10 protein-coding genes are annotated in these 24,791 nt (G+C 65.8%); all 10 read left to right on the top strand.

Annotated features, from left to right (window positions below):
* Entirely contained in the window at positions 1 to 2,025 is a 2,025-nt protein-coding gene (locus tag AC0MRV_RS18200) for a hypothetical protein (RefSeq protein ID WP_472765937.1), read from the top strand.
* A gap of 48 nt (positions 2,026 to 2,073) precedes the next feature.
* Entirely contained in the window at positions 2,074 to 6,120 is a 4,047-nt protein-coding gene (locus tag AC0MRV_RS18195; protein WP_472765936.1) for a glycosyltransferase, read from the top strand.
* Positions 6,121 to 6,174: 54 nt separating this feature from the next.
* Positions 6,175 to 8,991 (top strand): ArnT family glycosyltransferase, encoded by a 2,817-nt coding sequence (locus AC0MRV_RS18190; protein WP_472765935.1) that lies wholly within the window; start codon positions 6,175 to 6,177, stop codon positions 8,989 to 8,991.
* Complete coding sequence (locus AC0MRV_RS18185) at positions 8,988 to 12,167, top strand: ArnT family glycosyltransferase (protein WP_472765934.1); 3,180 nt, start codon at positions 8,988 to 8,990, stop codon at positions 12,165 to 12,167. Before AC0MRV_RS18190 ends, AC0MRV_RS18185 begins: the two co-directional genes overlap by 4 nt.
* A gap of 89 nt (positions 12,168 to 12,256) precedes the next feature.
* Positions 12,257 to 14,668, top strand: a complete 2,412-nt coding sequence (locus AC0MRV_RS18180) for an ArnT family glycosyltransferase (protein WP_472765933.1) — start codon at positions 12,257 to 12,259, stop codon at positions 14,666 to 14,668.
* Between the two features lie 29 nt (positions 14,669 to 14,697).
* Positions 14,698 to 17,100, top strand: a complete 2,403-nt coding sequence (locus tag AC0MRV_RS18175; protein WP_472765932.1) for a hypothetical protein — start codon at positions 14,698 to 14,700, stop codon at positions 17,098 to 17,100.
* 5 nt (positions 17,101 to 17,105) lie between these two features.
* Complete coding sequence (locus AC0MRV_RS18170) at positions 17,106 to 19,331, top strand: hypothetical protein (protein WP_472765931.1); 2,226 nt, start codon at positions 17,106 to 17,108, stop codon at positions 19,329 to 19,331.
* On the top strand, positions 19,328 to 20,497 hold the full coding sequence (locus tag AC0MRV_RS18165) for a glycosyltransferase family 2 protein (RefSeq protein WP_472765930.1): 1,170 nt from the start codon (positions 19,328 to 19,330) through the stop codon (positions 20,495 to 20,497). Before AC0MRV_RS18170 ends, AC0MRV_RS18165 begins: the two co-directional genes overlap by 4 nt.
* Positions 20,494 to 22,689 carry a hypothetical protein gene (locus tag AC0MRV_RS18160; protein ID WP_472765929.1) on the top strand — a complete coding sequence of 732 codons (2,196 nt, stop codon included), beginning with the start codon at positions 20,494 to 20,496 and terminating at the stop codon, positions 22,687 to 22,689. Before AC0MRV_RS18165 ends, AC0MRV_RS18160 begins: the two co-directional genes overlap by 4 nt.
* Positions 22,686 to 24,767, top strand: coding sequence for an ArnT family glycosyltransferase (locus AC0MRV_RS18155; RefSeq protein ID WP_472765928.1), 2,082 nt, complete (start codon positions 22,686 to 22,688; stop codon positions 24,765 to 24,767). The genes AC0MRV_RS18160 and AC0MRV_RS18155 overlap by 4 nt, the downstream gene beginning before the upstream one ends.
* Positions 24,768 to 24,791 lie beyond the last annotated feature (24 nt).

Genomic DNA, 24,791 nt, shown 5'->3' with positions numbered 1-24,791 from the left:
ATGCCCGTCCGCCTGTTTCCCGATCGATCCACGCGCCTCCTGTTTTGGGCGGCGGTGGCGGTGTGCCTCGGGTTTGCCTGCCTCACGCAGCACGTCTGGGAGGACTACTGGATCACCTTCAAATCGAGCCGCAACCTCGCCACCGGGCAAGGGCTCGTCTACACGCCCGGCGAGCGCCTCCACACCTTCACCTCACCGCTGGGCGTGCTGCTTCCGGCCCTCTGCAGCCTCGTGACCGGCAACGCCTCCGACGCGGCCGCGCTCTGGCTGTTTCGGGCCATGAGCAGCGCCGCCTTCGCCGCCGGAGTCGTCCTCCTCGTGCTGACCGCCCGCCGACTGCAATGGCCCGCCTTCGCCGCGGCCGCGCTCGCGCTCGCTCTGCTGCTCGATGTGAAGAGCGTCGATTTCACCATCAACGGCATGGAGACCGGGCTGTTGATCGGGTTTCTAGCCCTCATGCTCCACGCCGCCGTATCCACCGACTCGCGACGCTGGTGGCGGCTCGGACTGGCCTGGGCCGGACTGATGTGGACGCGTCCCGACTCCTTTTTGACCGTTGGCCTGTTCGGCGTGGCCTTGCTGCTCTTCAGCGAGGATCGGCGGGCTTGGTGGCGGGACAGCCTGCGGGCCGGCCTGCTGTGCACGGTCCTTTACCTCCCTTGGTTGATCTTCGCCCACTTGTATTACGGCAGCGCGGTGCCACACACGATCACCGCCAAAGGCGGCGTCTCCGACGGTCGCTTTGAGTCCTGGTCGGCGGCAATCGAAACCCTCCGCGCGTTGCCCGGCCGCATCTGGACCGGCGACACCTCGCTCGACGGTGCCCTGCTGCCGTCCTACGTGCAACTCGGGGGCTGGCCGGAGAGCCTGGTGCTGGGCGGCCGCTTGGTCGCGCTCGTCGCCGCGCTGTTGTGGATGTTGCCGGTCCGACTCGGGGCTTGGGTGCGCGCCGCATCCTTCACCTTTTTCGGCCTGCACGTCTACCTGAGCACGGCGCCGTCGTATTTTTTCCCCTGGTATCAGCCCGGGCCGCTGGTCTTCGCCTGCTTCGCGCTCGCCGGAGCCGGCGCTCGCCTCCACACGGCCACCCAGGCGTATCCGCGGCTGAAGCGGATCCTCATCGCACTCGTCGCCGTGGTCTTCGGCGCGCAGGCCTGGCTGGCCGCCCAAGCCACCCGGCAGATCTACCACGAACAGCGCGTGGTCGCCGATGTGACCCGGCGCGGACTGGGCGAATGGTTGCGCGGCGAGGCGCAGCCAGACGACACCGTCTTCATGGAGCCGCTTGGCCACATCGGCTATTTTTCCGGTCTCAAGACCTACGACTATCCCGGGCTTTCCTCGCGCGAGGTAACCGACGCGATCGCCACCGTGGGCGGCGATTGGTCGACGCTGATCGACTATCTAGCGCCCGACTGGGTGGTGCTACGCCCGTTCGAGATCGAACGGATCAATCGCCTGCATCCCACCTTGCTGCACGACCGCTACCTCGCGGTTCGCGAATTTGACCAATCCGCCGCCGTCGCCGCCCTGCCCAATCTTCGGGGGCGACCCTACCTGGAGCATGATGCCCGGTTCACCGTTTTCCGGCATCGCTTCGGGGAGACGGTGCCCGTCACCCGCGAAATCGACGCCCTCAAGGTTGAATTCCCGTTGCCCGTCGTCGACATCGAAGGTCAGCACACCTTCATGCTGCAACCGCCCGGCACGGCGGTCTTCCCCATTCCGCCGCGGGCAAATTTCGCCACCATCGGTTTTGGTGTGCCCGAGGAAGCCTGGAACAGTCCGGTGCGCACCACGGGCATGGAGTTTGAGCTGCGGTGGCGTCACGGCCCGGAATCCGGTCGCCTGTTCCTGATGATGTTGCGTCCTGCCGAAGTGGAGGCGGACCGGGGCGTTCGCTGGTTCAAGGCCGGTTTGCCCGTCTTCGAGGACGGCGACGCCGAACTGGTCCTCATCACTCGCGCGGGTTTCGACCAAACCATGGACTGGGCCTGCTGGACCGAACCTCAATTCACCCCATGATCAGCCCCCGTAACCTCCGATTGCCCCCGCGGGGAATAGCTTTGCCGCGTGGCCGCGGTCTCCTTTGATCGGCTGCCCTTCTGGATGAACGAAAACGAATCCTATCTCTTTCACGTCGAACAACCGACGGACTGGAATCTCAAGCCGGACCACTTCTGGATCTACGGCTGGTTTGTTTCCAAGAATGGCGTCACCTACACCGACGTCCGCGCCTTCATCGACGACGTGCCGTTCACCGGCCTGCTGGGCATGCCGCGCGACGACATCGAAGCCGCCTACCCGGGTTGGACCAAAGGTCGCCCGCCGGGTTTTGCCTTCCGCCTCGAGCCGTGGGCTGGCGCCAAGCTCATCCGCCTGGAGATCCTCAACGAGCACAACGAGTGGGCCGAGTTCTGGCGCGTTTCCATCAACGTCACCGGCACCGGTGAATGCTCGCGCAAGAAACCCAAACTCCGCCCCGAGCTGCTGGAGTTGCTTTACCTGCGCCTGCTCAAACACCCCTTTCTCCACCCGAAAATCCCGCTCGCCAAACAGGCCCGTCGCCTCGTGCGCGACTTTTCCATCGAGTGCGTCGACGTCCTGCCGGTGCCCCCCTTCCGCGGCCAGTTTGAGCAGCCCAAACTTTTCGCGCACACCCAATACAACAAGCTCTCCATCCTCGGCTGGCTCTTTCATGAGCAGCGTCCGGTCGCGCGCCTGCTCGCCACCACCGACGGCGTAAACTTCAACGAGCTCACCCACGGCATCGATCGCGAGGACGTCGGGGCCAAATACCCCGCCTTCCCGCAGGCCGCAAAGTCCCGCTTCCAGGGCATCATCGACCTCAACCAATGGGCCGGCGATCCCGTGCCGCTGAAGATTTTCGCCGAATTTGAGGACGGCACCCGCGAACTCGTTTTCGCCAAGCGCCTTTACCAATGGTCCTGTATCGAAAAGGAGTGCCGCCTGCCGCCCTACGACGTGCCGCACTTCAACAACGTGAAGCAGGCCATCACCGATGCCTGCCGCGAGCTGAAGGTTGCGACGGGAGGTTTCCGCTTTTGGCGCGAGACCAAGCGCATGGAGAAGCTCTACGAGGAAGAGTCGCAGGACCCGCTCCCGTGGTATGACTGGCAGCAGCGCTCGCCCTACCAAGCGTGGCTTGAGCACAACCAGCTGCGCCCGCGCCTGCGGGCCGAGTTTGAGCAGGCCGCCGCCGCCCTCGCGGCCACCGCCGACGCGCCCCGTTTTTCGCTCTTGGTCGACACCCGTGAGGTCACCTTCGGTCGCCTGTGCCGACTCGCCGCCTCCGTGCGCGCCCAGATCTACCCGCATTGGGAACTGCTCTTCGTCATCCGCGCCGACGCCGACCCCGCGCTCACCGCGCACATCGAGACGATCGTCGCGACCGATCCGCAGCGCATCCGCTTCTGCCACGGGCAACCTGAGGAGAACTTCTGCATTTCCATGAACCACGCGGTCGGCGCCGCCAAGGGCGACTGGCTCATGTTCCCCCAGGCCGGCGCCCGTCTCGCACCCGAAGGGCTGCTCCTCCTCGCCGAGCCCGCCGCCGCCTCCGACTACGACGTCGTGTTCGCCGATGAGGACCACATGACCGACGGCGGCGAACGCCGTGATCCGGTTTTTAAACCCGCCTGGAGTCCCGAGCTCATTTTTTCCGGCACCCACCCGGGTGAATGCGTCGCCATGCGTCGTCCGACCTTCGAGGCCAGCCTTGGTTTCCAGATCGAATACGACCAATTGCTCGGCCCGGCCCTCGCCCTGCGCCTGCAGGCTGTCGTCGATCCGCGTCGCACCAAACACGTTGCCGCGATCGCCTACCACCGCAGTTGGCCGCAGCCGACCTACGAGGCCGGTTCGGCCGTCGTCGAGCAGATGAAGTCCGCGGTCTCCACCGCGCTCAATCGCCGCGAGTTGCCCGGCCAGGGTTTCCAACCCGGCTTCGCCACCAACGCCGGTCTGCCGGTTCACCAAATTTACTGGAAGGCCGACTTCCTCGCGCAGCACAATGTCACGATCGTGATCCCCACGCGCGATCACATTGACCTGTTGGAACGTTGCATCGAGGCCCTGCTCCTCACGGTCAACTGGCAGCACGTGAAGCTCATCATCGTCGATGACTTCACCCGCGAGGAGAAAGCCGTGCGCTTCCTCAAATGCCTCGCCGCCCGCCGCGACATCAACTGCCGCGTCATTCAGCCCGACGTCGACCCGCAGAAGCCGTTCAATTATTCGAGACTGGTCAACGCCGCGCTGCCCTACATCGACACGCCGCTGATCCTTCACCTCAACAACGACGTCGATGCGTTGAAGCCGGGGTGGATCGAGGAGATGGCCGGCTGGTTCTCCATCCCCGATGTCGGCGTGGTCGGTGCCCGACTGCTTTACGCCGACAACCACATCAATCACGCCGGTGTCATCGTCGGCCCGCAGCACGGCCTGGCCGATGTTCCGCTCGCCGGCCTGAGCCCGGAAGAGGACGCGCCCTTCGAGCTGCACAAAATCGCGCGCAACTGCTCCGCCGTCACCGGCGCGTGCCTCATGACACGCACCGAGCTCTACAAAAAATACCACGGCTTCGACGTCGACACGCTCGGCGTCGCCTACAACGACATCGACTATTGCCTGCGGCTCAACGCCGACGGTATCCGCACCGTGTATACGCCGCAGGCCGAACTCTGGCACTGGGGCAGCGCTTCCCGCGGCACCGGCTACCATCCCGAGGAGCACATCGCCTTCGCCAAACGTTACCCGGGCATCAAAGACCCGTTCTGGTCACCCTTCCTCAAACCGGCCAATCGCAACGTCACCATCGACGACCGGCGCTACGCGCACACCGGCCGCCTCGGCCAACTCCACCTCCTCGCGGTCACCCACAACCTCAACTTCGAGGGCGCGCCGCTCTTCCTCTTCGAATACATCAAGTTCCTTATCCACGAGCTCGGCTTCAAGGTCGACATCGTGTCCGCCGAAGAAGGCCCGCTGCGCAAGCACTACGAGGCCATGGGGTCGGACATCATCCTGCTCGACCGCCATCCCCTGCACGGCGCGCGCAACGACGCCGAGTTTGCCGAGCAACTCGAGGTCATGCGCCACAACCTGCAGCAACAGATCGACCTCGGTCCGGTCGACGCCGTCATCTGCAACACCATCGCCACCTGGTGGGGCGTGCACCTCGCCGCCGCGGTCAACAAGCCTTCGCTGTTCTACATCCACGAAAGCACCTCGCTGAAGCGTTTCTTCAGCAAGGCCCTGCCCAAGGGCCGTCTGCACGTTGCCCGCCAGGCTTTTCGCCAGGCGACCCGCGTGTGTTTCCTCTGCCAGGCCACCCGCGCCTACTACGAGGAACTCAACGACTACGACAACTTCTGCTTCGTCTCGTCCTGGATCGACCTGCCGCGCATCGAGCAACTCAAGGCCGCCACCCCGCGCCATGCCGCGCGCGAACACCTCGGTTACGGCGCCGACGAACAGATCATCGCCAACATCGGCACCGTCTGCGAACGCAAGGGTCAGCACGTCTTCCTGCGCACGGTCGACTACTTCCTCAAGCACTACGGCGCCGGCGGCAACTACCGCTTCCTGCTCGTGGGCGGCCGGCCGGGTGAGTTCCAGGATTCGCTCATCAAGGACATCAAACGCCTCGGCTTGGAGGACCGCATTGAGATCGTCGGCGAGACCGATCGCGTCTACGAATACTTCCGCGCCGCCAACCTCTTCGTCTGCACCTCCTTCGAGGAAAGCTTCCCGCGCGTGCTGCTCGAAGCCATGGCCTTCGAAACCCCGATCGTCAGCACCGACGTGCACGGCATCCCGGAGATGGTCGACGACAAGAACGAGGCCTACCTCGTGCCGCCCGGCGACCCGATACGTTTCGCCAAGGTGATGAAGACCTGCCTCGACAAACTCCTGCACGGCACCTCCACGGTGCCGGTCGCCTACAGCAAGGTGGTGCGCGCCTACGACCCCGCCCGCGTGCTGCCCAAGCACGCCGACCTCGCCCGCGAAGCCGTCCTCGACTACGACGGCAACCACCGCCGCACCGAACCCCGCCGTCTCTCTGGCCGAGGCGACCGCGTGGAATCGAGCTGGTAAACCCACCCGAGTTGACCACCGCATGATTCCAACCGCCGTCCCACTCGCCCCCTGATGTTGTCTCGCCGCCAATCGCTGGGACTGGGTTTGGGCCTTGTTCTGGTCATCGCCATGGTCGGTCTGCGCTGGCCGGGCTTCGGCCAGCCGCACTGGGGCATCGACGAAGGCGTCACCTTCACGATCGCTCAGCAGCTTGCCGAAGGCGATGTGCTCTATCGCGACGCCGTGGATCACCGCACCCCGCTGGTGCCCTATCTCAAGGCGATCATCTTTCTCGTCGCGGGTGATTGGAACACCTGGGCCGTCCGTTGCGTCGTCGCTGCGATGCTCGGATTGACCGCGGTGCTGCTATGGCGAATCGGCCGCCGGCTCGGCGACGAAGCCACCGGCGTCGCATCCGCGCTCATCAGCATCCCGGCCATGCATCTGCTGATCGGCCTGCCCGACGGTCCCGCCGCCAACACCGCGTGGTTTGTGATCTTCTTTTCCAGCATCGGCTTTTGGTGCTTCGCTCGCGCGATCGGCCGTCCGGGCTTCGCGGTCGGCCTGCCAGTGGGATTCGCCTTCGGCCTCTCCGCCCTGTGCAAACAACCCGCCCTGCTCGATTTCGGCGTGACCTGGGTGATCATCACCCTGGCCGCGCTGCGCCAACCGGAGGATCGCCGGGCGCTCGCCCGCCTGTTCGGCGGTCAACTGCTCGGCGCTGCTCTTCCAGTCGTGGGCTTCGCCGCCACCTATGCGGCGCAAGGGGCTTGGTCCAATTTCGTCTACTACGCCTTCACCTACAACACCGCGGTCTACATCCCGGCTGGCGGCGACATCGACTACCTGCAGGCGATGGCCGAGCCGTTCCGCCTGGCGCGGCAGCACGTGCCGACGATCAATGTCCTCGCCTTGGCCGGCGGGCTCGGACTCTTGGCGACCGCGGTGAGCCGACTGTTTCGGCGAGGCCCACTGGATGTATTGCCGTGGCTGATCCTGGGTTGGACCGCCACCGGCATCCTTTCAACCGGTCTAAGTGGCCGCACCTTCGCCCACTATTCGGTGCAGGTGCTCCCGGGCCTGAGCCTCGCCGCCGGTTGGACCGTGGCCCAATTCTACCAAATCGCCCGCCGCTCGGACTGGCCCCGCTGGCTCGGACGCCTTTCGCTCGCCGCAACCACCGTCGCCATCGTGGTCTCCGCGACGCCGCGTGCGGTCACGCAGTTCAAGCTCACCCAGACTTGGGAGAGTCAGAACGTGCCCACCGGCGAACTCCTCGCGCGTTTCAGTGCGCCGACCGAACGCATCTTTGTGTGGGGCTACTTCCCGGAATACCACCTCATGGCGCAGCGGCTGCCGGCCACCCGTTTTGTCTACAGCAACTTCCTGACCGGACTCGTGCCGTGGTCGGAGATGGACGCCTTCATTTCGACGGACCGCTGGATCTCCCCCGGCGCCTGGGATCAGTTCCGCACCGACTTTGCCGACCATCCACCGGCCTTGATCGCCGATCAGGAACAGGATCGAGCTCAGGCCAAGTATCCACTTTCTGACCACGACTGGGTGTGGCATCAGATCACCCGGCATTACGCCGAGGTTGCCTGCACCGCGCTGCCGGGCATGACCCGGTTCTACCGTCGTCTCGACGCCACGCCCGTGCCTTTGGATAACCCGTCGAGTCTGGCGGTCGACCCCACCCTGCAACTCGCCGTTGGCGTGACCTTGCGGCGACACGAACCGGATTCCCTCCAACTTCGCGCCGGCGCGGGTTGGCGCCACTTCAGCGTGTGGGTCGGCGAAAACGTGGTCATGTCTTTGCCTCATTCCGCGGGCGACGAGGTCGCGGTCAATCTGTGGAACACCAGCCAGGTCTTCAGCGACAGCGAAGCCGTGCGCGTGGTGGGCCAGCGCACCGACGGCACCCTGGCCACTTCCGCGCCCTTGGCTTACCGCTCCGCGCTGGCCGAGGCCCAGCGCCAGCGAGGGCCCTTGCCGCTGCTGCAACTCAACGGCGTGCCCACCGCTCCGATCGAAGCGTCGATGGCCACCGCCGACCTGCCCATCAACCATGAGCAGGTTCCGGGCACCGTCACCTGGGCGGCGCCCGGTCGTTTGGTCTACCCCTGCGCGCCTTCGGTCCGACGCCTCAACCTCGTCCACGGCCTGCATCCGCATCTCTACAACCTGAGCGATGGCTACGACCTGCTGCTGAACTGGCTGCCCGACGACGGCGGCGCGCCCATCGAATTGTGGCGCAAACGCGTCGCCGTCTTGGAGGAGGGACGGTTTCGCTCCACCCAACACGATGTCGTGGACTTGCCCGCGCGTGGTCCGGGAAAGTTGGAGGTCCTGTTCCTCACCGGCCGCCGCAGCAACCGCCAGTTGGACTTTCTGTTCTTCGGCGACGATTCGCCCACCCAGCCCATGCCGCGAATCTACGTCGACGATCAACCCGTCGCGGCCGCCCGCGATCTGCTCGACGACGACGTCACGCGGTGGATGCGCAACGCGGTCAATGGTTGGCTGCTCCACGCTCCCGGCCAGATCGAATGGGACCTGCCGTCGCACCTGCTTTTGCGCGACGTGACCTTTTCCTACGGCATCGAGGACGGCGCGTGGCAGCCCGGCGGCGGTGAAACCGACGGAGTGACCTTCACCGTAAACTTTCGTGCCGACGAAAACGCCGAACCGATCGAGCTGTTTTCTCGGCACGTGGCCCCCCGGAACAACGAGGCGGATCGGGGCCAACAAACCTCAACCTTCACGCTTCCAGCCCAAGTCGGCGGGCTGCTGAGCATCGAGACCACCGAGGGCCCCCATGGCAACGGCGCCTGGGATTGGTCGTGGATCTCCGACCTCACAGCCACCCGTGCCGCAACGCAGCCATGACCGCGCCACAGTTCAACTCACGCTGGAGCATCGCCGTGATCGCGGTCGGCCTTGTCCTGGCCGGCTGGGGTCTGCGCGCCGGATTTACGGACCGCGTGTTTTGGAACCTCGACGAGGGTGTCACCTTCACCATCGCCCAACAGATTCTGGATGGCGACGTGCTCTATCGCGACGCGGTCGACCACCGCGGCCCGTTGGTGCCCTACCTCAAAGCCGCGGTTCTGGCAGTTGTCGGCGATTGGAACTTCGCTGCCGTGCACCAATTGCTCGGACTCGGACTGGGGCTCTTCGCCTTCGGTTTGTATCGACTGGGCGCGCGACTCGGCGACGCCACCACCGGCCTGTGCGCCGCTGTCGTATTCACCGTGCTGGCTTTTGTGATCCAAGGTGCGCCGGAAGCGATGGCGCTGCACACCGAATGGTTCATGGAGGCCTTCTCCCTGCTCGGCTTCCTGGTCTTCGCTCGCCATTGGCGAAATCCCGGCGTCGGCGCCGGGATCGTCACCGGGCTTTGCTTCGGTCTCGCCGCGTTAAACAAACAGCCCGGTCTGCTTGATTACGGCGTGGTGCTCGTCCTGACGGTGCTTCTCGCCGTCACCACTCCGGACCGCAAAGCATGGCTGCGCTTCCTCGCGGGCAGCGCCCTCGGCATCCTATTGCCCACGCTCCTCGCCTTCGCCTACTTCGCCAGCCAGGGCGCCGCGGCGGAATTCCGTTGGTATGCCTGGACCTACAACACGACCATCTACGTCCCCGAGGTCCCGTTACCTGAACGTCTGAGCGTCTGGACCCTACCACTCGACCTGATGCGGGAGCACGCGCCGTTCATTCTCCTAGTGACCTTGGCGGGGCTTGGTGGACTGCTCTTCACGGCCTTCCGCCGCATCGGCGCCGTTTGCCGCCGCGAGGTCGACCTGCCGGTATTGGTTTGGCTCACCCTCGGCTGGGGGGCCGTCGGCTGGTTGTCCTGCCTGCTCAGCGGTCGAACCTTTGCCCACTACGCCTTGCACATCCTGCCGGGCGCGAGCCTGGCCGCCGGCTGGTTGCTCGCCCGGATCGGCACGGCCACTTGGCCGCGGCGAGTTTTGATCGGCGCGTGCGGGTTCGCCGTGGTTTGGCCGGCGGTCGAAGTGCGTCGCAACATTCAAGACCGCCCCGATCCCGCCGCCGGCCCTCTGCGGGAATTCGCGGGTTCGTATTCAGATTCCCACGACCGCTGGTTCGTCTGGGGCTACTATCCGGAGGTTTACGGCTGGGCCCAACGTTTGCCGGCGACCCGCTTCAGCTACGCCAATTTTCTCACCGGGCTGATCCCGTGGACCAACGTCGATCCGAAGAACGACACGAGCTACGCTGTCGCGCCGCACGCCTGGGAGCAGCTCGCGGCGGATTTCGCTCAGCACGATCCCAAGGTGATCGTCAGCTCCAACGCGCGGCACTACGCCAAATATCCGCTGCTGGCCCAACCGTGGATGCGAAACTGGTTACCCTCGCGCTACGCGGAGGTTTCGGTGCCCTCTCTCGGCGCCAATGGCTTCAAAGCCTTCCTCCGTTTGCAGCCTGTGATGGACGCTTCAATCGACCGTTCGGGTATCGACACGATTGCATCCCCCCACGTTCGTCTTGAGGACAACGACCTCGTTCATGCGCTGATCCGGGTGGAATCCGCTTCGCCGATCCGCACGCCGGCCACCGTCGTCCTGATTTCCGGAGACGAGGTGCTGCGATCGATTCAGCTCCCCGCGTCCGGAGAGGTCGGCGTGGCGTTTCTGCTTCCCTACTCCGACCTTGAGTCCCGCGGACGCGATACGGTCAGCCTTGCGATCAACGACGCCGAGGGCACCCGTCGCAGTCCGGAGGTGGCCGTGGCCGAACGTCTTGATCTCGATCGCACCGCCTTTCTGCAAGAGCCGCAGATTCGCACGCCACGCGGCTGGGAACGCGCGCCGTTCACCTATGGATCATGGACGCTTGAACCACGTGGGGAGACGTGGGGCTGGAGCAACCCCGGCGGCGGTGCGGTGGTCTTGGTGCTGAATCCCACCGCGCAACGAATTGAGTTCCGCTGGCAGTCGGCTGAACCGCCGGTCATCTCGGTGGTCCCGACGCTTCCCGCGGAAGAGGGCACGGCCCCGACCGATTTCGACCTCAAGACCTACGCCGATAACCTGGTGTCGCTCACCTTCGCCCCGGCGAATCTGCCCCGCAGCGTGAGCATCGGCTCTGCTTCCGACGCTGGCCCGACATGGATCGGTGACCTCGTCGCCGACGCGGTGGGCCCGGTGCTGCTTCTCGGCGAGCAAACGATTCGTCCCTTGCGCACCGAAATCGGCGTTGGCGGCGTGCCGATCTCCGATGATCACGACCGCTGGTTTATGCACGCGCCGGCGCGGGCGGTCTATCCGCTGCGACCTGGCTTCACGGGCATCGTGATGCGCTACGGGTTCATCGACGACACCTGGCAGCGTCCGCCGGAACACCCAACCACGGGCGCCGAATTTCGCCTCGAGCACCATCACGCCAACGGTGAAACCGAAGTGCTTTTCCGCCGCTACATGAACCCGTTCGTGCACCCGCATGATCGCGGCGAGCAACAGGTGGAGTTTCCGCTCATCCGCCGCAACGACGGCGAGTTGCACCTGGTGATCGACGAGGGCGAGTTCGACGAACGCTCCGGTGACTGGACCTTTCTCGCCAACGGCCGGCTGCTCGGCCCCGGCCCCGACATCACCACGCCGGACCAACAACTCCGGCTCACCCCGCGCAGCGGCACCTTTGGCGAGGGCGAGATCATCGACACCCGCACACCGGAGGGCTGGTGGGACGCCCACGCGCCGTCGCGCCTCACCTACGACTTTCCGCCCGCGCTTGGCGCCGTCACGGTGCAGTTTGCCTTCAAAGAAGGAGCGTGGCGCGACCGAGTGGAGCCCCACGTCACCGACGGCATCGAACTCATCGTGGAACGCCTCGCCCCCGACGGCAGCGTGACCGAGCTCCACCGCTCGGACTGGAATCCGGCCACCAACCCCAGCCACCGCGGCCCCTTGGCCATCGAGGTGCCCCTGCCCGCTCCCGTCCCCGGCGATCGCCTCATCATCCGCACCACCACCGGCCCCGCCAACGACGAGGAATACGATTGGACGCTCTGGGGGCCTTTCACGGGCACGCCCCGTTAATCCGCCTCGTCACCCAGCGCTTCCGGAAACCGAGCCCATCTTTGTCATTCACAACGGCCGCCGCCGTCTTTGATCTGCCTAGCACCCACATGTCGTCCCTCCTCCCGTTTCTTCGCAAAAACTGGCCCGCCCTGCTGATCGGGTTGTTCGTGGTCGGCTGGATCTTCTGGCTGCGCGCGCCCAGTTGGCCGGTGAAGATCTGGAACGTCGATGAGACCATCCACGCTTCGGTCGCCGACATTCTGCTCGACGGCGGAGTCATCTACCGCGACGCCATCGATCAACGCACACCGCTCACCTACTACGTCGTCGCCGCGATCTTTGCGGTCACCGGCATCGACCTGCCGGCCGTGCGTATTGTCATCACTGGCATGATTGCCCTCACCGCCCTGCTGCTCGGGCTCACGGTGCGGCGGCAACACGGCGGTCTCACCGCCATGTTGGCGATGATCGGATTTGGGGCCACGACCAGCTACCTGCTCTTTGAAGGCGACATGTTCTCCGCCAACACGGAGTGGTTCGTCGTGCTCTTCACCACCGCGGCCGCCGCGGTATTTTGGACCGGTCGCGACGCCGCGTTGTCGATTCGCCGCTGCGTGGGCATCGGCGTGTTGCTGAGCTTGGCGGTGCTGAGCAAACAATCCGCCCTGCTCGAGCTCGGCGCGCCCCTGGTCACGCTGGCCGTGCTGGGCCTCACCGGCACCCAATCCCTCGCCAAGACCGCGCGCCAAGGGCTCGCCCTGCTGGCCGGATTCGCCGCGCCGCTGCTCCTCACCGGAGCCCTGCTCGCCGCCGCGGGGGCCTGGGATGACTTCTGGCTCTACGCCTGGACCTACAACGTGAAGTATTACGGGCCGGAGATCCCTTTCGCGGAGAAACTCACCTCCATGTCGCCGTGGATTCTGCGACTGTGGACTCACTACCCGGTTTTCCTCATCGCCGGGCTCGCCGCTGGGCTCGTCCTGCTGTGGCGCGTGCTGCAATGGCAACCCAGCGACGCCATGCGCCGAGCCCGCCCGGTGGAAGTCTACCTGCTCACCTGGTGCGCCATGTCGCTGGGCTCCGCGCTTTCCGGCGGTCGCGGCTACGATCATTACCTCATTGTATGCCTGGCGCCGTTCGCGTGGATCGCCGCGTTGGCGGCAACAGGATTCGCCCGCGCACTCGCCCGCGCCCTGCGCCTGCCGCGAGCGATTCCGACCGCGGTGCTCGCCGCAGTCTTCGCTTTGCCCGCACTCTGGGTCTCCCGCGAAGCGCGGAATTTCTCAGCGCTGCCGGAGGATCCGGCCGTCCGCATCGTCGACATCGTGCAGGCCAACGCGCCCGCCGAAGCACCGATTTTCGTGTGGGGCTACAACCCCGACATCTACACCTTGGCCGAGCGCCGACCGGCCTCGCGCTTCATTTACTGCTCTTTCCAAACGGGTCTCATTCCCTGGACCAACATCGGCCCCGGCATCGACACGAGTTACGCCATCCTGCCCAACGCCATGGACGACCTCATGGCCGACCTCGAGCAATCCAAGCCCCCGGTCTTTATCGACGCTTCGCTGCTCACGCACCGCGGATTCTCCAAGTATCCGCTGTCCAAGTTCCCCCGCCTGCAGGATTGGGTGAAAGCGCACTACGTCGAAATCGAAGCCTCCCAATACAACCCGATTGGCTTCCGTCTCTACCTGCGCCGTGAGGAAGCGCCGGCGCTCGACCCCAGCCAGCGCACCGCGATCGATCGCACCGGCAACGCCACCGTGCACTTCCCGCAAAACCTGTCCCCCGGCTCACGCCGCTTTGGCCTCTCCAGTTGGGGATCGGCCGAACAACCGGTAACCGGCCTCGCCCTCACCGCCGGCAACGAACTCATCGCCGCGGTCCCCCTCAACACCACCGCCGCGGTGCACCTGACGATCCCCTACGAGATCGAAGCCGCCAATGATGGCGTCGAACTCACGCCTTGGGTGCGCCTCGGTGCCGGGCCCTGGCAACCCGGCGCCAGCCAGGCCCTGCAGGTCAGCACCACCGACGTGACCCCGGAGCAGGCCGATCTTTTTGCCATTCCCATCGTGTCCGCCGCCGAGCCCGCCCACGGGGTGTTGGCCTTGCTGGGAGCGCGCGCCGAAACCATCGACGGCACCCGCCGCTTCGCGATGCACGCGCCTTCCCTGCTGCGCTACCAGATTCCAGCGGAGGCCGAACGGCTCCGTGGTTTCTATACCCTGCCGCCGGCGGCCTACGCGGCCGACAACCCCGCGCCCAGCGACGGCGCCGAGTTCATTGTTCGCACGCTTCTGCCCGACGGCAGCACCCAGGTGCTCCTCCAACAACTCCTCCTGCCGACCACGGACGCCTATGAACAGCGCCCGCGCTTCATGAACCTCGCGCTGCCTGCCGCCGACGGACCACGCATCCTCGAGCTGGAAATCAACCCCGGCCCCGCTGGCATCCCGTCCAGTGACTGGACCCAGTGGGTCGACCTCGCCTTCATAACTTCCGATGGACGCTGATCGGAAACGCCCTCAATCCTTCGCCTGACATGTCCGTCGCGGCCACGCCTTCTTCTTCCACGCCAATCCCCGGCCAGACCCAGCCCAAGCCCTACCTGCTGGGCGAAACCCTGCTGTGGCTGTTGCTCACCTTGCTGGCGCTCTCGCTGCCGCAGAAGCCGCTGCTTGAACTCGATTCGTCCTGGCGTCAGGCGCTCGCCTACTTCCTGCACCGCGACTACCAATTTGGCACCGAAGTCGTCTTCACCTACGGTCCGCTCGGCTTCCTTTTGGGCAACACTTACGTCGGTCTCTACTTCTGGGCCTACATCGTTTTCCAGGTTTCGTTCTCCGCCATCGCGGCCGCAATGATTGTGCGCATGGGCCGGCCGCTCACCGGCCTTTCGCGCTTCGCCTACTTCACCTTCTTCATCCTGTGGGGCGTCGGCTACGGCGATGCCCTGCACATGATCGTGATCGCTTTTTGCGGGTGGAGCAGTGTCAAGGCGCTGGCTGAATCGCGCAACCCGCGCCCCCTGCTCGTCGGCCTCTTCCTCGCCTTTCTGGCTGTCGTCAAATTCACCAACCTCCTTTTCGCCGGTTTTGTCGTCGTGGTCGCGGTCGCGTTTGGCTGGATCCGCGGCGAGCGGCGCCCCGCCCTGTGGCTGCTCGGCTCCTTCGCGCTCGGTTTTCTCGTTCTCTGGGCCGCCTGCGGACAATCCCTGCTCAACCTGCCGGCCTACGTTTTCAATTCGCTCGACGTCAGCTCCGGCTACCAAGCCGCCATGGGCTTGCCGACGCCGCGCGGCGAGACGGGTTACGCCAGCCAACTCACGCTCGCCATGCTCACCTTCGCCGGACTGGGCGGTTATCTCGTGTGGCACGCCTTCACCCAGCCCGACCGCCTGCGTTCGGCCGCTTTGGTGCTCATCCTCGCCGCCTTTCTTTTCCTGAACTGGAAGCACGGTTTCGTCCGCGCCGACGGCCACATGCTTGGTTTCTTTTACTGCGCGCTCGTGCCGGCCATCGGCTTTCCCGCGCTCTTTGGCGAGACCCTGGCCCGCTCCCGGTGGATTCCGCGCCTGCTGCTCGTCGCGACCGCCTTCTTCTGCCTCTCGGGCATGCGCGGCACCTTTACGTCCAACATCGACTACGCGCCCAACATCACCAACGAGAAGCTCCAGCGAAACCTCCGGGACGTCTTCGACTGGCAACGTTTCCGCGGCGACCTCAACGGTTCGGTCGATCACTGGCGCCGCGAAGCCAAGCTCGACAAAACCCAGCTCGTCGTCGGCGACGCCTCGCTCGATGTGCTCGGCTACGAGCAGGCCATCGCGCTCTTCAACGGCTTCAACTACACCCCGCGCCCGGTCTTCCAAAGCTACTCGGTCTACACGCCCAAACTCGCCGAATTGAACGCCGCCTTCATCGCGTCCGACGCCGCGCCCGAATACCTGCTGCTCAAACTTCAGTCCATCGATGAGCGCCCGCTGCTGATGGACGACTCGCAGCTCATGGCGCTCTTCCCGCACCTCTACACCTTCCGCCTGCTCGAGAAGGATTTTTACCTGTTCAAGCGTCGCGACAGCCACCCACCCATCGCCGACCTGCAACCACGTCGCCTGCGCACCCTCGACTTGCCGGTGGGCGAAAACCTCAACCTCGGCGAATTCGGCGCGCGCCATCTCTGGATCGAGATCGACCTGCCCTTCAGCCTCGTGGGCAAGGCCCGCAGCTTCCTCTACAAACCGCCGCTCGTGCACCTCGAGGTCACGGCCTCGGACGGCGAGATCATCCCCTATCGCCTGCCCCTCACCTCCGCTCGCGCCGGATTCCAGATCAACCCGATCATCACCGACTTCGAGACCTACCTCGAAGCCCACGGTGGCGAGGCGCCCCGCACCGTTCAATCCGTCCGTATCGTTGTCGATCCGGAGCACGAACACTTCTTCGCCCGCAGCGCGCTGGTCTCGCTGTCCGCGCTCGAACCCACCGCGCTCAAACAGGAATACGCCAAGCAGATTGAACGCGAAAAGTTCTCCATGTTCTCCGAGCTGCCGGCCGACTTTGTCGCCGCCACGCCGCCCTCCAAACTCGAGATCGACGGCCGCGAGGCGATCGTGATGCACGCGCCCAGCATGATGGAGTTCCCCTTCGCGGCCGGCACCCGCCACGTGCGCGGCGCCCACGGTTATCCCACCGGCGCCTACAGCAACGGCGGCGAAACCGACGGCGCGCTCTTCCGCATCATCTGGACCCGCGCCGACGGCTCCGAGGAACGCGAACTCTATGCCCGCGAACTGCAACCGCTCTCCAACGAGGACGATCGCGGCCTCAAGGACTTCGACATCGACACCAGCGACCTGCCCGCCGGACGCCTGCGCTTTGAGATCAGCATCCGCAACCACCCGGCTTGGGACTGGACCACGTGGTCCGACATCGTGATCGAATAAACGCAGTGTCCGACCGCCCCCCAGTCCCCCTTGGTTTGTGGTTCTGTGCCCTCGGCGGCGCCTTGCTCACCCTCGCGGCCCACCTCGATCTGATCGCGATCTTCGGCACCGTGTTGCCTTACCGCGATCAGTGGCAACTCACCGGTGTTGAACTCATCGGTCCCTGGCTCGACGGCACCTTCTCGTTCCGCACATTCTTTCAGCCGCTCAACGACCACTGGCCGGTGCTCACGCGCATGCTGTCGTTCGCCTTGCTCCGGCTCAACGGCCAGTGGAACAACCTGGTCGAGACGACCTTCAACGCCTTCATCCTCGCCAGCGCCGTGTTGGTTTTCCTGCGCGGCGTGCTGCCAGGTTTCGGCGGACGCCTGCGGGTCATCTACGCGTTCTTCGCCGGCGCCATCATGGCCTTGCCCATCGGTTGGGAAAACACCCTCTGGGGCATCCAGTCGCTGCCCTACCTGCAAATCCTGCTCTCGGTCGGCTACCTGCACCTGCTCAGCTCCCGCACCACCCGCGACGCCGGCTGGTGGTTGGCGCAGGTGCTCGGCGTGCTCGTGCTCTTCACCCAACACTCGGCCATCCTCGTCCACCTCGCGTTGTTGCCGCTCTGCGTCTGGCGCTGGTGGCGGACCGACGGTTCGCGCAGCTACCATGCGGTCAACGCCGCGCTCGCACTCCTCACCATCGTCGCGTTTTTCACGTTCTTCCCGTCGCTCGAAACCACCGCGCACTACCGGGCCGACTCCGTGCCACTCGCGGTTGAAGTTACGCTCCGCCAACTTGCGTGGCCAACCGACCATCCCGCCTGGGCCTTCCTGCTGTGGGCGCCTTGGTTGCTGCTCGCCATCGACGCCTTTGGCCGTCGCCGCCTGGGACCCGCCACCGCGTTCGTGCTGGTCGCCGGGCTGTGGGTGGGCGGACAAGCCGCCGCCATCGGCTATGGCCGCGCCGCCGAAACCTATACCTTCGCCTCGCGCTATTGCGACTTTCTCGCCCTCGGTTTTCTGGCCAATGCCGCCGCCCTCGGCCTGCTCTGGCGCGTTTGGGGCTCGCGCTGGATTCGCACCCTGCTGCTGCTCCTCGCCGCCGCCTGGCTGGTGACACCGATCAACGGCTTCTGGTGGGAATCCACCGAAAGCCACGCCGGTTTTAACCTCTCCAACCGCTTCCGCGAAAACCCCGCCAACCTTAAACGCGTCCACGACTACATCGCCACCCGTGACCCGGCGATCCTGTCACTCGACCGCGGCGGCGCCTTGCTCTTTACGTATCCACCCTCGGTGCAGGCGCTGCTCGATCGCGATGGTTTCCGCGCGCTGTTGCCGCCCGAAACCGGCGCGCCTGAGGCCCGCGCTGACCACGGTCGTCTCGGGGGCCTCACCGCGCTCATCCTCGACGGTCGGATCGCCTTCGCTCTGCTCGGTTTCACCGCCCTCGGCGCCGGTCTGCTCCTCGGTCGCGGAACAACGGTAACCGGGGTCGTCGACCCCGGTCCCTCCACCTGGACTCCCCTGAAACTTTGGCTCGCCAGCGCCAGCGCCGGAGTCGCGTTCGCCGCACTATGGTCTCGTTGGGAATTGCCTTTGGAGTTCGATCCGACCGAACGCATCCGCCAACTCATGGCGCCGGCCGACCCCACGCTCTCGTTCGCCGACCTGCGCTTCAATCGCGAAAGCCAGGGCGACGTCGATCCCTCGCGCACCCCGGGCGCGGTCCTGTTCGAACCCGAAACCTGGCGTCCCTTTACCCACGGCACCGCCATCGACGGTCCGAGCGGTTTTCAAGGCACCTTGGCCAGCGACCCGATTCCGGTGACCGCCAATCATCTCTCCCTGCTCTTCACCGGCTTCCCTTGCGCCCACGGCAACGGCCTGCGCTGGAAATTTGTCCCGCCCCACGGCGGCGAGCCCCAGTGGGCCGGTTACGATGGGCCCAACCCCGAGACCGGATGGTATACCTGGACCGTCGACGTGCGCGCCTGGCAGGGCTGGTCCGCCGTGCTCTACCTCTTCGACGGACGCCCCGATCGCGAGGGTTGGCTCGGCGTCACGCGTCCGGTCTTCACCAACGATCCGACCTGGGCCAGCGGCTGGCGCGCCCGCCTGCGCGCGGAACGCGCCGCGCCCGCTCACCGCACTGTGGCCGGTGCCACCCTCATCTCGGGCAGCCTGTGGTTGCTCAGTGGCGCCGCCTTGTGGTTGAGTCGCCGTTTTCGCTCTCAGACATGACCGACTCCGCCGACATCGAGCTCACCCTGCTCATGCCCTGCCTCGACGAGGCCCTCACGCTGCCCGGCTGCCTGGCTGAATGCCGGGACATCATCGCCCGCCTGGGCGTCGCGGCCGAAATCCTCATCGCGGACAACGGCAGCACCGACGGTTCCCAAGCCATCGCCGAAGCCGGCGGCGCGCGCGTCGTGCCGGTCGCCCAACGCGGCTACGGTCACGCCCTCAACACCGGAATCCAGGCCGCGCGCGGTCGCTACGTGATCATGGCCGATGCCGACGGTTCCTACGACTTTCGCGAGTGTGGCCCGATGTTGGACGCCTTGCGCAACGGCGCCGACATCGTGATGGGCAACCGCTTCGCCGGCGGCATCCAACCCGGCGCCATGCCGTGGAAGAACCGCTACATCGGCAACCCCGTATTGAGTTTTCTGGGACGCCTTTTCTTCCACATCCCCACCCGCGATTTTCACTGCGGCCTCCGTGGCGGCAGCAAGGCCGCGCTCACCGGCCTCGACCTGCGCACCGGCGGCATGGAGTTCGCCTCCGAGATGGTGATCAAGGCCTCGCTCTCCGGTCTCAAGATGGTCGAAACCCCGGTATCCCTGCGTCCCGACGGCCGGGACCGGCCGCCTCACCTGCGCCCGTGGCGCGATGGCTGGCGCCACCTGCGGTTCATGCTGCTCTTCAGTCCGCGCTGGTTGTTCTTCCTGCCCGGCCTCTTCCTGCTCGGCGCCGGCGTGTTCGGCTTCGGCGCGCTGCTGCGCGGTCCCCTGCCGGTCGGCGGCATCGTGCTCGACGTGCACACCCTGCTCTACGCCGCCGCCGCCATTCTGTGCGGGTTCCAAGCCGTCGCCTTCGCGGTCATCTCGAAGGTCTTCGTGCACGAAGCCGGCCTCGCGCCCGGCGGCCCCGGGGCCAAGTCCCAACCGCCGTTTGCCGGCTTCACCCTTGAGCGCGGCATCGTCGGCGCAGTCGCCCTCGCCGCGCTGGGCCTGGGTCTCTCCATCGAAGCGGTGCTGCAATGGCAGCAGGTGTCCTTTGGCGAACTTTCGCCCTCCCGCATTTTGCGCTGGGTCGTGCCCGGCGTGACCTGCCTGATTCTTTCGCTGCAGCTCGCCCTGGCCGGCTTCTTCGTCGACATGGTGCGACTGCGACTGCGCCGATGAGCGGACGTAAACTCAGCCTGGCGATCGCAACGATCCTGCTGGTGGTGGCCGCGGTGCTGGCCGGCGTGCGTCGCACGCAGATGCACGTGGTTTTGGCCCCGGCCGAAATCGCCTTCACCGAGCTGCACAACCTTTCCTGGGACCCCGTCACGCGGGAACTCAACATCATCAACGGCGACCCTTACGGTTATCTGATCCTGCCGGGCGGCAGTCGGCCGCTCACCCGCCTCACCATCACCTTTGACGGTGAACCCCGCGGCGACGGCTGGTATGTCTACCCGGCGCCCGCCGAGCTGCCGGTCGTCACCATCAACCAGGACTGGGTCGTCACCGCGGTCATGCAGCCGACCGACGACGCCGGCTTCACCGCCACCTGGGACCTGCGCCCGAGCCGGGCCGTGCGCATCGATCTGCCGGATGATTCGACGCTCACCTTCTTCGTGCGTCACATCACGCTGGATACACCCTTCGCCGCCAGCGGCAGCGCGGTGTTTGTGTGGCTGGCTATCTGCGCCGCGCTGGGCGCCGTGCTCGCGCTGGGCGCCCTGTTGTGGCCGGTCGCGCATCGGACCTCCCTGCAGGTGGTGATCGCCGCCCTGGCGATCGCGGCCAAGCTGTGGCTCGTTTCCGACTTCGAACAGACGATCTTTTCGCACGCCATGCACGACGATCAGCTGTTCCTGAATCAGGCGATCTCGGTGCGTGACGGCGACTGGCTGGGACCGTTCTGGCAACTGACCCTCGCCAAGGGACCGGCCTACTCGGTGTTCGTGGCTTTGTCCTCGGCCACCGGCCAGTCGCTGCAGTTCAACACCGTGCTTTTCGATGCGCTGGCCGCGCTGGTGTTCATCGCTGCGTTGGCGCCGTGGGTGCGACATCCCACGGTGCGGGGCGCCTTGTTGCTGGTGCTGGTGTTTCAGCCTCACTCGTTCTCGGCCGAATTGATCGGCCGGGTGTTGCGCGCCGGGATTCAACCGGCGCTCACCTTGCTCGCCGTCGGGGGCCTCATCGGCCTGCTCACGCGGGTGCGCCTGCCGTGGTGGCGCTCTCTGCCTTGGGCTCTGCTCGCGGGTCTGGCGGGCGGCGCCTTTTGGTATTCGCGCGAAGAGGGGATCTGGCTTGTGCCCACGGCCTTGCTGCTGCTCGGCACCACGGTGGTGGCGGGGTGGCGGGCGCAAACGGACGGACGCTGGCGGTGGTTGCTCGTTTTGCTCGTGCCCTTGCTCGGTTTCGTCGGCGTGCGCACCACCCTCCGGGCCGTGAATGAGGCCCATTACGGCGTGTGGATCGGCGTCGATGTGAGCGACGGCAGTTTTCCGGCGGCCTATGGCGCCATGTTGCGCGTCACCCAACCGGACCCGATTCCCGGCGTTCCCGTCACCGCCGCGACCCGCGAACTGATTTACCCGCACAGTCCGGCCTTCGCCGAGCTGCGCGCGCAGATGGAAGGTGAGATGACCCGCGTCTGGTCGCGTCCCGGTTGGGAGGAGAATCCGGACCACCCGCGCGCGCTCAAGGAGATCCGCGGCGGTTGGTATCAATGGGCCCTGCGCCAAGCCGCCTCCCGCGCCGGTCACTATCCCAACGCCGCTGCCGCCGAGGCGTATTGGCAACAGGTCGCCGATGAGATCAACGCGGCGGTTGATCGTGGTGACCTCGCCGGCGGCGCCCCGCGTCACGGGTTCTTCCCCGTGTGGCACGAGGATTACAACGACCGCATGCTGCGCGCGTGGGGCCGGGCCATCGATTTGTTGGTGCGCTTCACCGACTTCAAAGCCCGCGCCGTGCTCTCGCGCGGCGATCCCGAAAAGATCGTCGACTACGCCGCCTTCCTCCACGCCGAACCGGCGCTGGAACAAAAAGTGCCCGAACTGCCAACGCATGCGCGGATCATCATCTATCGACTGTTTGCGCTCATCGGCTGGCCACTGAGCGTGTTCGCCCTCGTGGCGACCGGCGTCGTCGGTTGGCGCGCCCGCCGGGAGGTTGCGTCACGCTCGCGCCTCGCGTTGCTGCTCTCGCTGTGGGGCGGCACCCTCGCGCTGTCACTTGTGTGCGCGCTGGTCGACGCCACCTCGTTCACCGCGGTCATCGGCGCCTATCTTGGCCCGGCCGTGCCGCTGATTCTTTCCTGCTGGGTGCTCGCGCCATGGTTCGCCTGGGGCCAGCGCTCCGCCACCAGCGAAACATGAAACGCCTCCTCGCAGCACTGCGCTCGCTCCATCCGCTCGCGTTGATTGCGCTGATACTCGGCTTGGCGTGGTTTGGCTGGGGCGTCAGTCGGGGCTGGAGCCTGCCGCTCACCGATTCGCACAGCTCCCGCCAAGCGCAGACCGCCATCACGGCCCGGCTGCTGCATGAAAACGGCATCACTCCGCTCACGCCCTTCAACGGGCTGGGACCGCCATGGAATGTGCCAATGGAGTTTCCGTCCTACCAGCTCGTTACGGCCGGCGTCGCGTTCATCACGGGCGGAGACATCGTCGCGGCGGGCCGTCTCGTGTCCGCACTCGGCGCACTCAGTCTTCTGCCAGCGGTTTGGTTGCTCCTAAGCCGACTGCAACTCGGACGCGAACAGCGCGTCGTGGTCTTGCTCGGTCTCTGTTTCTCCGCGCTCTGGGTGCACTACTCGCGCGCCGTCCTGATCGAAACCTGGGCCACCAGTCTCGCCTTCTGGTGGTTGGCGGCGTGGGTCGAAGCCCTGCATCGGGGCGAGCTCGAACGACCGTGGTTGTTCACTGCGACACTGCTGGGCGTGCTCACCGCCCTCACCAAAGTCACCACCTTTGCCGTCGTTTTGCCCGTCGCCTTCCTGCTCACGGTCGCGCGCTGGCGGCGTATCGGTGGCGTGGCGTGGTATCGCTCGGGGTTCTGCACCCTGCCCGGCATCGTGGCCGCGGTGGTTTGGACGCATTGGAGTGACGCCGTGAAGGCCGCGCACCCCTACGCGGACTTCCTCACCTCCAGCGCGCTGGCCGAGTGGAACTGGGGCACGCTGGCGCAGCGCTTGGATCCCGCGTGGTGGGTCCGCTGGTGGGAACATCTGGACAAGATTTTGCCGCACTGGACGCTCCTGTTTGTGGCGGCCGGTTTGGTCTGGGGCCGCCGTCCGTTGCGCGTCGCGATCGGACTGTGCCTGGTGATTGTCGCCAGCGGACCGATCGCTTTCGCCAACCTGTATTACGTGCACGACTACTACCACGTCGCGGTCGCGCCGGCTTTGATTTTGGCGGTCGGACTTGGTCTCGTTGCTTTGAGCCAACGTTTCCCCCACCCGCGTCTAGGCTGGTTGGCCACCGGCCTCGCCGGCATCGCGATTTGGGCCCACGCCGGTTACGCCTATCTCGACGGCCTCGGGCGCAGTCAGGCGCGCGACCGGCCGGTGCCGGAATTGGCCGGTTTGATCCAAACCCTCAGCCAACCGGACGACGTGGTGCTGGTTTACGGGCGCGAATGGGATCCCTTGGTGACCTTCTATGCGGAGCGGCGCATGACCGCGATCCGCGGCACGCACGAGACCGACGAAACCGCCTGGCAAGCCTCGCTCGCCGCACTCGCGCCGGATCACTACACGGTGCTGGTGGCGCTCGATTCCGTCGCCGGCGACACCGCCTTTGTGCACTACCGCTGCCGCGAGCTCGGTCTCTCCACCGTGCCGGTGCTTTCCACGGCGCATGCGGATATCTTTGTGAGTGAAGCGCGCCGCGCCGAGTTGCAGCCGATGGCCGCGGCCCTGCAGGGAACCGGAAGCGTGCGTCCCCAACGACCGGATCGCATGGGCCCGGGCGAATCCCGCTTGGAATTCATCACCGCCGATTGGAAGCCCGTGGCCGCGGATGAAATGGCGACCATGTTTCATCAGACCCAACCCGTGCCCGACGCGGTGTTCGCCAAATACAATCCCGCGCAAATGCAGGCCGGCGACGTCAGTGTGTTGCACATCCACCCGCCCGGCGGCCTGCGCTACGAACCTCTCTCCCGCGACCGCCGCGCCGAACTGGTCTATGGCATCATGCCCGAAATTTGGGAGAAAGAACGCGACACCGACGGTGTGCGCTTTCGCGCCTACCTGCAGGGCCCCGACGGACGTGACCGCTTGATCTGGGAGGACTTTGTGCAACCGCGCTCACGCGTAGAAGACCAAGGTCCGCAGACCGCACACTTCAACATCCCTGCCGATCACCGCTTTGAGCTCCGCCTCGACGCCGGCCCCGACCACAACCCCGGCTACGACTGGTCCTACATCGCCCGCCTGACGCTTTCGCCGTAGATCGCATAGCGGTTTCACTGCGTT

Origin of the sequence: Actomonas spartinae, assembly GCF_051209155.1 — a bacterium.
Lineage (GTDB): Bacteria > Verrucomicrobiota > Verrucomicrobiia > Opitutales > Opitutaceae > Actomonas.
Note: the sequence above shows the minus strand (reverse complement) of the source record. Positions and strands in the feature narration are given on the sequence as shown.